The organism is Microcoleus sp. Pol12B3, from assembly GCF_036701355.1.
Lineage (GTDB): Bacteria > Cyanobacteriota > Cyanobacteriia > Cyanobacteriales > Microcoleaceae > Microcoleus.
In genome coordinates, this window is sequence record NZ_JAUBQS010000103.1 from 1 (window position 1) to 12096 (window position 12096).

At 44.9% G+C, this 12096-nt stretch carries 13 protein-coding genes; 5 read left to right on the top strand and 8 right to left on the bottom strand.

Going from position 1 to position 12096, the window contains the following annotated elements:
• Positions 1 to 319 precede the first annotated feature (319 nt).
• The 3 genes from hslO to QUA53_RS27580 all read left to right on the top strand — a co-directional run bounded on the left by hslO (position 320) and on the right by QUA53_RS27580 (position 4000).
• Complete coding sequence (gene hslO, locus QUA53_RS27570) at positions 320 to 1219, top strand: Hsp33 family molecular chaperone HslO (protein ID WP_333100952.1); 900 nt, start codon at positions 320 to 322, stop codon at positions 1217 to 1219.
• Positions 1220 to 1465: 246 nt separating this feature from the next.
• Positions 1466 to 3529, top strand: coding sequence for a hypothetical protein (locus QUA53_RS27575; RefSeq protein WP_333100953.1), 2064 nt, complete (start codon positions 1466 to 1468; stop codon positions 3527 to 3529).
• Positions 3530 to 3589: 60 nt separating this feature from the next.
• Complete coding sequence (locus QUA53_RS27580) at positions 3590 to 4000, top strand: ester cyclase (protein WP_333100954.1); 411 nt, start codon at positions 3590 to 3592, stop codon at positions 3998 to 4000.
• A 137-nt stretch (positions 4001 to 4137) separates the two neighbouring features.
• Here the strand turns inward: QUA53_RS27580 and QUA53_RS27585 are convergent, their stop codons facing one another.
• From QUA53_RS27585 to QUA53_RS27595, 3 genes are all read right to left on the bottom strand, one after another.
• Positions 4138 to 4611, bottom strand: coding sequence for a TspO/MBR family protein (locus QUA53_RS27585; protein WP_333100955.1), 474 nt, complete (start codon positions 4609 to 4611; stop codon positions 4138 to 4140).
• 301 nt (positions 4612 to 4912) lie between these two features.
• On the bottom strand, positions 4913 to 5494 hold the full coding sequence (locus QUA53_RS27590; RefSeq protein ID WP_333100957.1) for a hypothetical protein: 582 nt from the start codon (positions 5492 to 5494) through the stop codon (positions 4913 to 4915).
• A 41-nt stretch (positions 5495 to 5535) separates the two neighbouring features.
• On the bottom strand, positions 5536 to 5715 hold the full coding sequence (locus QUA53_RS27595; protein ID WP_333100958.1) for a hypothetical protein: 180 nt from the start codon (positions 5713 to 5715) through the stop codon (positions 5536 to 5538).
• A gap of 154 nt (positions 5716 to 5869) precedes the next feature.
• Between QUA53_RS27595 and QUA53_RS27600 the strand changes: the two genes are divergently transcribed.
• Positions 5870 to 6184, top strand: a complete 315-nt coding sequence (locus tag QUA53_RS27600) for a zinc ribbon domain-containing protein (RefSeq protein WP_333036151.1) — start codon at positions 5870 to 5872, stop codon at positions 6182 to 6184.
• Between the two features lie 159 nt (positions 6185 to 6343).
• On the opposite strand, the gene QUA53_RS27605 is transcribed toward QUA53_RS27600, so the two are convergent.
• Positions 6344 to 7198: a DUF1232 domain-containing protein gene (locus tag QUA53_RS27605; protein WP_333100960.1), complete on the bottom strand. Its 855-nt coding sequence runs from the start codon at positions 7196 to 7198 to the stop codon at positions 6344 to 6346.
• Positions 7199 to 7310: 112 nt separating this feature from the next.
• Here QUA53_RS27605 and QUA53_RS27610 point away from each other — a divergent pair, with 112 nt between their 5' ends.
• Positions 7311 to 8135 (top strand): NAD-dependent epimerase/dehydratase family protein, encoded by an 825-nt coding sequence (locus QUA53_RS27610; RefSeq protein ID WP_333100961.1) that lies wholly within the window; start codon positions 7311 to 7313, stop codon positions 8133 to 8135.
• 60 nt (positions 8136 to 8195) lie between these two features.
• Here QUA53_RS27610 and QUA53_RS27615 read toward each other — a convergent pair whose 3' ends face one another.
• From QUA53_RS27615 to QUA53_RS27630, 4 genes are all read right to left on the bottom strand, one after another.
• Positions 8196 to 8927 carry a Uma2 family endonuclease gene (locus QUA53_RS27615; RefSeq protein ID WP_333100962.1) on the bottom strand — a complete coding sequence of 244 codons (732 nt, stop codon included), beginning with the start codon at positions 8925 to 8927 and terminating at the stop codon, positions 8196 to 8198.
• Between the two features lie 330 nt (positions 8928 to 9257).
• A complete protein-coding gene (locus QUA53_RS27620; protein WP_333100963.1) occupies positions 9258 to 9575 on the bottom strand; it encodes a hypothetical protein in 318 nt (105 codons plus the stop codon).
• A 44-nt stretch (positions 9576 to 9619) separates the two neighbouring features.
• Positions 9620 to 10612 carry a hypothetical protein gene (locus QUA53_RS27625; RefSeq protein WP_333249240.1) on the bottom strand — a complete coding sequence of 331 codons (993 nt, stop codon included), beginning with the start codon at positions 10610 to 10612 and terminating at the stop codon, positions 9620 to 9622.
• Positions 10613 to 10678: 66 nt separating this feature from the next.
• Positions 10679 to 11941: a SufS family cysteine desulfurase gene (locus tag QUA53_RS27630; RefSeq protein WP_333100966.1), complete on the bottom strand. Its 1263-nt coding sequence runs from the start codon at positions 11939 to 11941 to the stop codon at positions 10679 to 10681.
• Positions 11942 to 12096: the final 155 nt, after the last annotated feature.

Consider the following 12096-nt stretch of genomic DNA (forward strand, 5'->3'; position numbering starts at 1 on the left):
TTTCTACATAGTCCACTACTCTTTTTCTCAAATCTATGCTGTAAGACATTTTCCCTAACTGGTTAACGATTTTTTTTTCATTTTACCTCATTTTTTAAAAGTCTCATACTTATTTGAAATGACTATAATTTGAAAAAATCCGCCGAATATTTGTTAATAAATAGTCTGTTAATTAAGATTAAATAGAAAACAGAGGGGAGTTCTGAAGTTCGATCGCACTCCCAGGCCCGCCGAGTCAACTGCTGCTATCTGCTGCCACAACCTTCAAGAACTTCTAAAATAGTTCAAGAAGATATCAAAAGACAAAGTAAGGTTTTTCATGGCCGATCAATTAATTCGCGCTACAGCCGCAGATGGCGGAATTCGCGCTGTAGGCGTCATTTCCACCCGCCTCACCGAAGAAGCAAGACAGCGGCACAAGCTCTCCTACGTGGCTACAGCGGCCCTCGGCCGCACAATGTCGGCAGGGCTGTTACTCGCCTCCAGCATGAAGCGGCCCGAATCGAGAGTCAACATTCGCATCAAAGGAGATGGCCCGCTGGGCGGGCTTCTGGTGGATGCGGGACTTGATGGAACAGTTCGAGGTTATGTGGACAATCCCGAAGTCGAATTGCCGCCCAATGCTAAAGGCAAACTCGACGTTGGCGGGGCAATAGGTGACGGTTATTTGTACGTGGTGCGGGACGTTGGATACGGATTCCCTTATTCAAGTACGGTAGAATTGGTTTCCGGCGAAATTGGCGACGATCTGACTCACTATTTGGCAACCTCGGAGCAAACGCCTTCGGCTCTGGTTTTGGGGGTGTTTGTGGGGGCGGGCGGGGTAGAAGCGTCTGGGGGTGTGCTGTTGCAGGTTCTGCCGAAGGCGGCAACGGACGAAAAATTGGTGCAAACTTTAGAATCTAGAGTTGCTGAATTGTCCGGCTTTACGCCGCTGCTGCGATCGGGCAAAACGCTGCACCAGATTCTCGAAGAGTTACTGGGAGATATGGGCCTGGAAATTTTCCCGGAAACTCAGATGGTGCGCTTTGACTGTGGCTGTTCGTTCGATCGAGTTTTGGGAGCTTTGAAAATGTTGGGCGAAGCGGAACTCCAAGACATGATTGAAAAAGATGGGGGGGCTGAGGCTACGTGCCATTTCTGCAACGAGGTTTACAAAGCTAATAGCGACCAACTTGCGGAACTGATCGGCGATTTGCGATCGAACTCCGGTTCTTGAGACGATAATGTGTAATTGGCTCTATTGAGTGCGAGTTAGGGATGACGGCCTTGACCAATTGCCAATTACGCATTATCAATTACCTAATCACAAAATTTTGATTTTGGCGGTTTGGCGATCGGCTCTTGCAGTCTAGGGCCGACGGGAGTATGTAAAAGTGATGAATACATTTTATAGAGCAGTTGATAGCAGCGCTCGCAGTTTTTAAATAACTAACGCTAGCTGGTTGCTGTTTGTGGTGAGGATATGAGTCAAGATCGCAAAATACCAGGCCGTTGGTCTGCATCAGAATCCTTGGAGTCAAAAAAGGATACTTCGTCGCTGGTGCGCTTACCAGCAAGGAAAAACCGGGCTGAACGACTTAAAGAACTCCGAGAGTTGGTTACTTCGGGAAAACTGCCGGGAGGGCATCTGGAAATACCGCCGAATTTGTCTGGGGAAAACTCGCAGCCGCCCGGAGAACACAATCCGTTTTGGCGGAACTGGTCGAATAAGTGGCAGTTTTGGCTGGCGCTTAGTTTGATGCTATCAGTGGGTATGGGGTTTGTGGCAATTGCGTCTTTACTCAACCTGACCTCGCAGTCCAATTGCTCAAAGATTTTTTGGCCGACGGCTTCTGCTAACGATCGCTTTTTTTGTGCTCAAGAAGCAGCAAGCAAGCGGACGGCGGATGATTTGCTCAGGGCGATCGAATTAGTTAATGCTTTGCCAAAAGACCATCCGCTGCGGCCGAGAATTAACACTCAAATCGATCGGTGGTCGGAGGATATTCTCAGGCTGGGAAATGCTACTTTCCAAGAAGGAAAGCTGGAGGAGGCGATTGCGCTCGCTCGCAAGGTTCCTAAAGACGTTCCCACTTACCCGACGGTGGAAAAGCAGATTGAAAAGTGGCAGTCGATATGGAGCGATGCAGAGAAAATTTACGGCACAGCCCAAGACCACTTGCGTAAGGAAGAGTGGGCGCCGGCTTTCCGCCAAGCTACTTTGCTTTTGGATTTGGGAAATACTTTCTGGGAATCAGCTAAGTACGAGGAATTGACTCAGCTAATTCAGACGACTCGGGCTGAGGGCAATAAGTTGGTAAAAGCCCGGAATACAGCCTCGGAGGGAGGTCTCGACAATCTGGTGACGGCGATTAAGCTGGCTGAGGGAATTGGTCAAAACAGTTATTTGTATCAAGCTGCCAATAAGGCGATCGCGGAATTTAGCAAGAAAATTTTGGATATCGCCCAAAAACGATTGCAGGCAGGGGATTGGCAGGAGGCGATCGCGATCGCTAACAAGATTCCCGACACTGCAAATTTAAGGGAACAAGTTGAGGATTTTAACCAGTTGGCGAATGCTACTTCCCAGGCTTTGACTGGCTCTGTTGAGGGTTTCTCCAAGGCGATCGAGATTGCTCAAAAGTTGAAGTCCGGTCGCCCTTTATACAAACAAGCTCAAGATTTAGTCGGCCGCTGGCAGCAAGAAATGGCTGATGTGAAAGTTTTGGATTTGGCAAGCAGGCTGGCGGCGCCGGGTGGGGTAAATGATTTGAGGGCTGCGATCGCGCAATTGCAAACAGTCCCCCAATCAAATCCCCGCGCTTCGGAAGCTCGCAGTCAAATTACCAGCTTGAGCCGTCAAATCGAGCTGCTGGAAGACAGTCCGTATTTGCAAAGAGCTAACGATTTGGCAAGTACGGGCGATCCGAATGCTCTGGAAGCGGCCGTTGCTCAAGCTTCTCGGATAGCTAGAGGTAGGGCGCTTTATGTGGAAGCTCAAACCAAAATTCAAGCTTGGATCGAGAGGAGACAGCGGCTTGTTGACCAGCCGTTTTTAGATAGAGCTCAGCAGCTAGCGGCGAGCGGCAATTTGGCGGGGGCAATTGAGATGGCCCGCCGGATTCGATCGGGACGGGTGCTTTATGAGGAAGCTCGATCGAACATTCGGACTTGGGAGGCTCAATTTCAGGGCGAGCAAGATTTGCAGAACGCCCGTCAGGCTGCCCGATCGGGGACTGCGGAGGCTCTGCAAACGGCAATTGGGCTGGCCCTTCAGGTGCCCGAGTCGAGTTCGCTCCGGTGGCAGGCGAGTGAGGCGATTGATGAGTGGAGCCAGCGGATTTTGGCGCTTGGTGTGGAACAGTCGTCGTCGGATCTGGCTGGGGCGATCGCGACTTTGAAGAAAATTCCATCGGGTACTCGGGCTTTTGAGCAAGCTCGATCGCAAATCAAAGTTTGGGAGGAGTCGCTGAATCCTCCGGATGCTGAATCTCCCCCTCCCGAACCGCCGGAAACCGAGCCCCCTAGCAGGTCTCCAAGTCGGTAAATTTGAGGGTGATAAGCGGGTACTTAATATCTTTACTTAGTTTGTATTAGGGAACCAAAAATGAAAACGCCTAAGCAAGTGATCCAAGACTGGGTTTCTGCTTATAACGATCGTGACCCTCACGCCCTGATCGAGCTTTATCACGACGATGCAGAGAACCATCAAGTTGCCTTTGGCGATCCTCTAAACGGTCGTGAGGAATTGCTGGAGAGTTTTGTTACCTTCTTCCAAGCTTTTCCAGACAATTACACGCACGTTGAGAATCTGTTTGAGGATGGCGAGTGGGCGATCGTCGAGTGGACTGGTGGGGGCACATTTCTAGGTGAGTTTGGTGGGAACCTACCAACTGGCAAAAGTTTTACGCTGCAAGGCTGTGGCTTCTTTCATGTTGTTGATGGCAAAATCCATTTTCAACGCGGTTATATAGACAAGCACACTTGGTTCATGCAGCTTGGGCTACCTATATCATAATTTTCCAGTTGTGCAACTGTACTATTATTTTGCATCAAGTCTTTGCTGACTAAAACCTGCGTTGCAGCTAGAGACTACCGAAAAATAGTGCTTTTTCCCGATGCTTGCAATTCCATTAAAATGACTAATTCCAGAGCCTAAACATCCGCTGGATTGAGGTGCATCATTGCCCAAGTGGTGTAAGTCCCGATCGGACTCCAAAGTATGTAAGGCAGCAATAACAGGGCGGCAGGCTTGGAAACTTGCAACACACTTAAAGCTAGTATTACGCTTAAAATAGCGCCCGTTCCGCCGATTATTGTGCCGACTTTTAGGCTCCTAACTTTGCACATAACCGAGGTGTAAGACATGGTTACTATTTCTAAAAGCAGGTACAAACCCATTTTCAGCCAAGTCTCCTGAGTTCCCGGTTCTTTTTCCCAAACAATCACTGCTGACCAAGCTGCACAAATAAAAATTACTGTCCAAATTAGGGGAATTGCTTTTTCAAATACTAGCCATCTCGGACGCTGCAAGCGGTTGAACCATTGGATGTCGCTGGGCGGGATTAAGTTCGCTGCTAGTGCTACTATCAAGGCGACGCCTCCAATTACCATCCAGGATTTAATCATTTTTTTACCTTGGGCGAGGTTGACAGGTTCAATTCAGCAGATATTATCTCTAATTTTGGCGATCGCGCAATCTGTCCCTAGTTATATTAGGTTTTGTTCGTCGCGAAACCCAACATCAATTGAAAAGTAATTTAGACTTCGGGGAAATCTCAATTTATTTTCTTCTATTCCGTTTCATAATATAAAAAATGCGACTCTTGCTCCCTCCCCTTGAAAAGGGGAGGGTTCCGGGTCTGCTTTTCAGTAAAATTGACCAGTAAATTGAACAAAAAGTCTCTTAGTCTTTCAAAAAAATCAGCGACTAGCCGAGCCGATGATGCTGTTCTAATTCTAAACTAGAGTCATTCTCTTTTTTGGGAACCAGAAGTGTATTTTCGCTGGTCGGTTGCAACACAGCTTTAATCACTTGGAGAAAACGGTTAGGCTTTTTAGTTTGACCGTTGAGAGTCCGCCGGTCTTGCACTTTTTTAGAAAGGTGCCTCATCACAGATAAATCGAGTTCATCGATGAAATGGTCTGCTATACGTTCTCCCATTAAATCAATAGCTTCAGCATACTGCTCTGTGAGCGTTTCTATGGCATCGTATGCTTCGTCAGCAACTTGACTTGCTACTGTTTTATTTTGGTCGCCCGGTGTCTGGGAATGGCTGCGGCGTCGGTCTAAAAGACTTTGGTAATCCGCAATGCTCATTCCCAAATTGTAGAGATGGTGGTGAGCGTGATCCATCAAATCTACTTCGCTGGGATAGAAGAAACCACGAGTGCTGTTGATGCCGTGTACTTTTGCCCAACGCCGTAGAGTTGTCTCATCTTGCAGTTGGTATCGCTCCAACATTTGAGCTGTGTTCAGCTCTACTTCTGGCGTAACTTTGAAATCGCTCATCGGTAAATCCTCGCGGGTGAGTAAATAAATAAAATTGAAACTTAGAATCTGTGATTGGCGTACAGTCTGAAAATGACGATGATCAATCCTGTGACGGCATTGAGGGAAGTCTTGCGGGCATTTGCTAACCGTCGATCGTGCGATCGTCGTTGGATCGAGTCAGAGAATTTCAGGGTAGCGTACTTTTGGGCTTTGTCTCGATCGCATTCGGGAGCAAGCACACAGGGTTAATAATATAGCTGATTTAAGGTTTCAACAACCGTTAAAAATAGTAAACTTTGATTTTTGGGGTTGAATTATTAGTAATGTTGAGCTATAATATTTTCAATAACCGTGCAATTAGTAATTTTAGTAGTTGCAAACGAGATTCTTAGTATGCCTGTATACGATTATTTGTGTCCCGAAAACAACCAGCAGTTAGAAGTGTGGCACAGCATGAACCTGGAAGTTTCGACTTGGGGCCAACTGTGCGAGTTGGCTAAGTGCGAACCCGGGGAGACTCCCGCAGATGCTCCGGTACGCCGACTGCTGAGCGCTCCGAGATTGATGAAGCCGACATCCGACACCGATTATAAAAATTCGGGTTTTAGCAAGTACGTGAAGCGGGATGAAGGAGTTTATGAAAATGTCACGGCTAAGGATGGTGAAAGCCGTATTGTCAATCGAGATGGTAAGCCGATTAAAGACTGAGAATCCATAATAATCAAGTTTTCAGTTGAGTGAATTACATATATTAAGTAGGGACACGGCAGCGCAGTGTCCTTTGTTTTATCCGATTCAAAACAGCTATATTATTCAGATTCTATTAGTCCGATGCCGACACCACAAAACGCTCAACCGGACATAATATTATTGACCAAACCCATCTTTTATTTTTTGCTTTGCTTGTTTTTTAGTATCAGCATTAATGTATATTGAAACAGTAGCTATGGCAGCTAGCAATACTCCCAAATCGTCTGTAAATCCGATGCCGACTAATATATCGGGAATGGCATCGACAGGAGATATAAAATAGGTCAAAGCTCCAACTACAACTCCTTTTGCCCAAGCAGGCACGTTGGGGTTCTGAGCCGTATAGTAGAGAATTAAAGCTTTTTCAACTACTTCTCTTCCTGCGGTTAAAGCAAAGTTTTTAAGTTTAGCCCAAAAACTTTCATCGGAATAGTTCATTTGGGGGTTGCTGAAGTTTGTTGTGGTTCCTTTCCGGTCGATTAAATCGAGAGGAATGCCCTTAGTTTTAAGCTGGGAAACAGCCGAATTAAAAGATGCTGATGGCTGATTTTTATTAGGGGTTGCCTCCCGTATTTGTTTGATGTCTGCGATAAATTCCTGCATGGCTTGGATTTGCAAGTCGGAAACCGCCAGCAGTTTTTTTGCGGATTGGATCGCCTCGCTTTCTCCAGGATGCAGCGTTTTATCTGCCCCAGCAATGTTAATTAAAAAATACATGACTCCCAAACGCAGCGCTTCTTCTGACTTGCTGAGTGTTTGCAAACAGTCGCTGAGTGATGGGGGACTGGCTGTGTAGGATTGGATTTGAGCCTTTGCAGAGTCAGAAAATTTGTCTAAATTTATGGTTTTAAACAACAAATCTAGTTCGTCAATATCAACGGAACCATCGGCGGCTGCGATCGCAAACAAAGAACCATAAAAAGCCTTAAGTTCGCTTTCTGATGAGGTGGCAAAAATATCTCTCTCGGACACGATGCTACTCCGATTGATAAGGATGCTTTACATTTTACCACAAAACTCAGCGCGCCATGATTTCAGAAACCGGCAATAATTTTAGAGAGTATCAAACAAAGGAGAATTTTTTATGAAAGTTGCGATCGTCGGCTGCGGCTATGTGGGTACTGCGACAGCCAAACAGTTACGCGGCAAATCTGATTGTATCGTGACGGCGACAACTACCACGGCGACGCGAGTAGTTGAGTTGGAGGGTGTCGCGCAGCGGGTAGCCGTGCTCAAGGGAAATGACAAAGATGCAATGACGGCTGTATTGCAAGAACAAGATGCTGTTATGCTGTGCGTAGGTGCTCCAAATTCTGATACTTATCAGGAGAGTTATTTAGATACAGCGACTACTTTGGTATCGGTTTTAAAGCAGATACCAATAGTAAAACAGGTTATTTATACTGGTACTTATTCTGTGTATGGCGATCGCAAAGGTGAAGTGGTAAATGAAGAGTCACCAGTCGCACCTGCCAACCCAAACGGTGAAATTATGGCAGAAACAGAACGGGTTTTATTAGCAGCATCTAATGCCAATCTTCACGTTTGCATTCTCCGTTTGGGAGGAATTTATGGGCCTGGCCGAGAATTAGTTAAAATCTTTGGGCGCTGGGCTGGGAACACTCGCCCCGGTGCGGGGGAAGATGCTACTAATTGGGTGCATCGGGATGATGTTGTTGGGGGGTTAACCTTTGCTTTGGAAAATCGATTGCAGGGAATTTATAATTTAGTTAGCGATGTATCGCTATCCAGTCGCGAATTGCTCGATCGCATTTTTGAAGCTAATAATTTGCCTAAAGTTTCTTGGGAGGGAAGCCCTAGCGTGCGGCCTTATAATGCTAGGGTGTCGAATCAAAAGATTAAGGCGGCGGGTTATAAGTTTATCCATCCTGAAATTAGGGAGTTTTAATAGCCTTGGGCGCAGCACCTAATTATGTAGGGTGCCCACTGTGCACCTTGCTATAGAATATTACAGCAGATTCCACGCAAATAGAGTACACCTTAATCCCAAACACTTACCAAAATGGTTGACAAACCCTTGCAACCGTACTCCATAAACCTGGAAATTGCTGTATATTTTCCCTTTAACCCAAGTTCTAAATGATTTCAGCAAAGCAATTTCTCCTATCGTTTGAGTGCGACTGAAAAACCCCGCCATTTCTGCTGATACAAAGGGAAAAGCAATACTAAAGTCGCGCTCAATATATTCAGTTTCTACCAACTGATAAAATTTCAAAACTCGCCCGTTATATAGCCAGAGTTCCGGGACGCGAAGTGCGGAGTAAATGGCAAACTTATCAACTGAACTGCTGGTAATATCTATTTCAATTGCTAATTCTGGCGGTGGGAAAGTTTCTAAATCTAGTTCTTGCCTGCCTCTAACTGCTGCTTCATTTTGGATATAATAACAGTTATCTGGTTCTATGCCTTTTTTGGCATTTTTGAGTTTGAGAGTAGTTGAGCCAGCACTTTTAATTTCAATGTCGAGTTCTTCTGCTAAAGCAAGGATGAAATTACCGAAATTGCTCTTGTAGTTCTCATGTTCAAATAGTGGCGCCATAATTTCCAGTCTCCCTTCATCGTAAGCTATGCGATAACCTCGCTTATCGCCTATTTCTTTGAGCAACGTTTCAAAGGTTGACCAGCTAATGTTTTCTAGCAGTGTTCTCTGTTCGGCTAAACTTGAAGTAGTAGCAATCAATCATGTCAAAATCTCCTTGAGCTGAGAAAACTCTAGTTTTATTTTATCACAGGCCCAGATACTATCAAAAAGCGGCTTCTTTTTTTGAACCGCAGATGCAGGCGGATACACGCTGATGAACGCAGAGGGATGAAAAGGCGATCGCACTTCACTTAGGTTGTGTTAAATCTTATTTGATGACAGCATTACTAATTCTTTCTCTTCTTCCCAAGACAGTGATATTTCCAGTTCTCCTGATACTGTAAATGTTTGAGCTGCCAACAGGGCCCTCTCTAAATTCACACACATCCGGGCGGAATAATTACCTTCTTGTCCGCCGACAACTAGCGTTTATATTGCATCGGGTTTTGAGGGATCTACTAAATTATGGAAGCTAACGTTATCACAAGTTACGTTAACAATATATTTGCCGGATTCGCCGCCACCAATGCTCATATAACACTCGTCATCTGCACCCAAGGTAACTAAAGTTTTAGTTTTCCCATTTAACTCGCGGATGGCTTGTTCTATGTGACTCCAAGTAGGACTTTCTATTAAATCACCTTCATCCTGGTTGCCAACCCAATTTTCTGCTGATAGGTTTAACACAAACATTATCGCCTCCTTGTATTTGGGGGTGTGATCGCTTTCTTCTTCATTCGCGTTCATCCGTGTTCATCTGCCTTCATCTGCGGTCAAAAAAAGGGGGATCGCTAGATTAAATAATTATCTCGATAGCGTTCCTGTGCCATTTGTCGTGCTTCAAATTCATTCCATTGCTGGATAGGTCGTAAAGTTTCTACAGTTGTCAATTCCTCGGGAATTGGTGTACCTATTATTTGATTGATTACTTCGGCTATTACCCGACAACAGCTTTGTGGCCAACAGACTACTTGCTCCTCAGCAAATCTAATGACTATCCATCCTTTTTCTAAAAATAGTTGATGGCGCTGATTTTCTTGGACAAGCACTTCGTAATTTTTAGGCTCACCGCTTTCATAGTGATAAGGTTTATCAATTGTTATATCAATACGTAAATTTGTTAACTTATCAAAATAAGAAATTTCTATACAGTAAGGTTGATAGGAGTGGAATTTTTGGATGATTAAATTATTATAAATTTTATCTGGGAATAATTGCTGTAAGTTCTTATAAAATTTACTTTCAAGCCACTGAGACTTTGTACTGACAATTCTACCTTCAGGAGGGATGGTTTTTATGATAATGTCTTTAATTATCTGATAGCGATACTGTTTTATTTTTTCAGGTTTTTGGGATTCTGCTATCTGCCGTTTATGCTGAATCTCACGCTTTTGCCATTCTGCTAACAAATCTTTATAATCGCGCATTTGTTGCTTGTATTGATTAAGTGTTCGTAAGTAAGACATTTTTTTTTGCCAGAAGTTAAAGGCAGTCACCAAAATTCCACCTACCGAAATATAGAAACTAATGATAATATTTCTACTGGCAATTAGGCTAATAGTTGCAAAAGGAATAATTAATGGGAGAGATTTATAAAAAAACAAAAGTACATCTATTGGTTGGGGCTTATAACTAGGAGGTAAAGGTTTTGGTTCACTAAATTTCCATGTGAATGGAACTGCATCCATAGCTTGAATAACAGGGTCGGGCATGAGGATAATAGGATATTGATTCATGTTTTGTAGTGGTTGTATTATTAAACTATAATACTCAACTATTTTCACGAGATATTCCGCTTGGCAAAGGCAAATAATGTTCTAACAAGGTGGGCAAATGCCCACCCTACCAAATTATCCCATAATCCCAGCAAAAAAGTCGATCGTCTCTTTCAACGCTTTCACAAACACATCAATCTCCTCGCGAGTATTGTAAAAATACAAACTCGCCCGCGCCGTAGATGAAAGGTTCAAATAGCGGTGCAAAGCTTGCGTGCAGTGATGCCCGGAACGAATCGCGACTCCCTCCTGGTCTAACATGGTAGACAAGTCTTGAGGGTGAATTTCTCCGGCTGTAAATGCCGCTAATGCAGCCCTACCTTCGCCGTTGCTGTCTGGTTGTGGCCCGTAAATTTTGATTTCTGGAATTTGCCGCAATTGTTGGAACATATAAGCAGTCAATTCAGCTTCGCAAGCGTGAATCTTATCCATGCCAATGTTACTAAGATAATCGATTGCTGCACCGAGGGCGATCGCCTCACCGATTGCAGGCGTCCCGGCCTCAAATTTGTGTGGCAAATCGGCATAGGTGGAATAATCTAGAAACACGTCAGCAATCATCTCGCCGCCGCCGAAAAACGGAGGCATTTCTCTCAGCAAGTCCAGTTTACCGTACAGAAAACCGATGCCAGTCGGAGCGCACATTTTGTGACCGGAAGCAACCAGCCAATCGCAATCTATTGCTTGCACGTCTACTATCATGTGCGGCACGCTTTGGCAAGCATCTATTAAAACTTTTGCGCCGAAACTGTGGGCAATTTTACAGATTTCTTTGACAGGACTGATGCAGCCCAAAGTATTAGAAACGTGAACGGTTGACACCAATTTAGTTTTATGGGAAATCAGCGTTTTAAACTGTTCCACATCAAACTCGTTAGTTTCCGTTAACTCCACAAACTTCAGCACCGCACCGGTTCTTTGAGCAATCATTTGCCAGGGAACGAGATTGCTGTGGTGTTCCATTACCGACAGGATAATTTCATCTCCGGCTTGCAGATTGCTCAAACCCCAAGAATAAGCAACCAAATTAATCGCTTCGGTGGCGTTGCGAGTGTAAACAATTTCTTGCCGCGACGCGGCATTTATAAAGGCCGCAACTTTGTCTCTAGCACCTTCGTAAGCATCAGTCGCTTTGGCGCTGAGAGTGTGAGCGCCGCGGTGCACGTTTGCATTGTATTTCTCGTAGTAGTCGCGCCAAGCGTTGAGCACGGCTAGGGGCTTTTGAGAAGTAGCTGCATTGTCTAAATAAACTAGCGGTTTACCGTTGACTTTTTCATTCAAAATTGGGAAGTCGCGACGAACTTTTGATGCAAGTGTTTTTTCTTGAATAAGTGTCATATTTTTTGAAGTTAGTGATTTGTCGTTGGGTGGGGGCGGGTTTACGAGATTGTTGGTTTTAGGCAATTATTATTTGTGAAACCCGCCCCTTGTATCTTAAAAGAGTCAGGCGCTCAAACCGTAGATCGCAGGCTATAGAACCGCAGACACGGTTG

Bases quoted from the DNA above. Each gene is read 5' to 3' on its own strand.
- QUA53_RS27580 (WP_333100954.1), top strand. From the start codon at position 3,590: ATGAAAACGCCTAAGCAAGTGATCCAAGACTGGGTTTCTGCTTATAAC.
- QUA53_RS27620 (WP_333100963.1), bottom strand. From the start codon at position 9,575: ATGAACGCGAATGAAGAAGAAAGCGATCACACCCCCAAATACAAGGAG.
- QUA53_RS27585 (WP_333100955.1), bottom strand. From the start codon at position 4,611: ATGATTAAATCCTGGATGGTAATTGGAGGCGTCGCCTTGATAGTAGCA.
- QUA53_RS27610 (WP_333100961.1), top strand. From the start codon at position 7,311: ATGAAAGTTGCGATCGTCGGCTGCGGCTATGTGGGTACTGCGACAGCC.
- QUA53_RS27600 (WP_333036151.1), top strand. From the start codon at position 5,870: ATGCCTGTATACGATTATTTGTGTCCCGAAAACAACCAGCAGTTAGAA.
- QUA53_RS27575 (WP_333100953.1), top strand. From the start codon at position 1,466: ATGAGTCAAGATCGCAAAATACCAGGCCGTTGGTCTGCATCAGAATCC.
- QUA53_RS27630 (WP_333100966.1), bottom strand. From the start codon at position 11,941: ATGACACTTATTCAAGAAAAAACACTTGCATCAAAAGTTCGTCGCGAC.
- QUA53_RS27590 (WP_333100957.1), bottom strand. From the start codon at position 5,494: ATGAGCGATTTCAAAGTTACGCCAGAAGTAGAGCTGAACACAGCTCAA.
- hslO (WP_333100952.1), top strand. From the start codon at position 320: ATGGCCGATCAATTAATTCGCGCTACAGCCGCAGATGGCGGAATTCGC.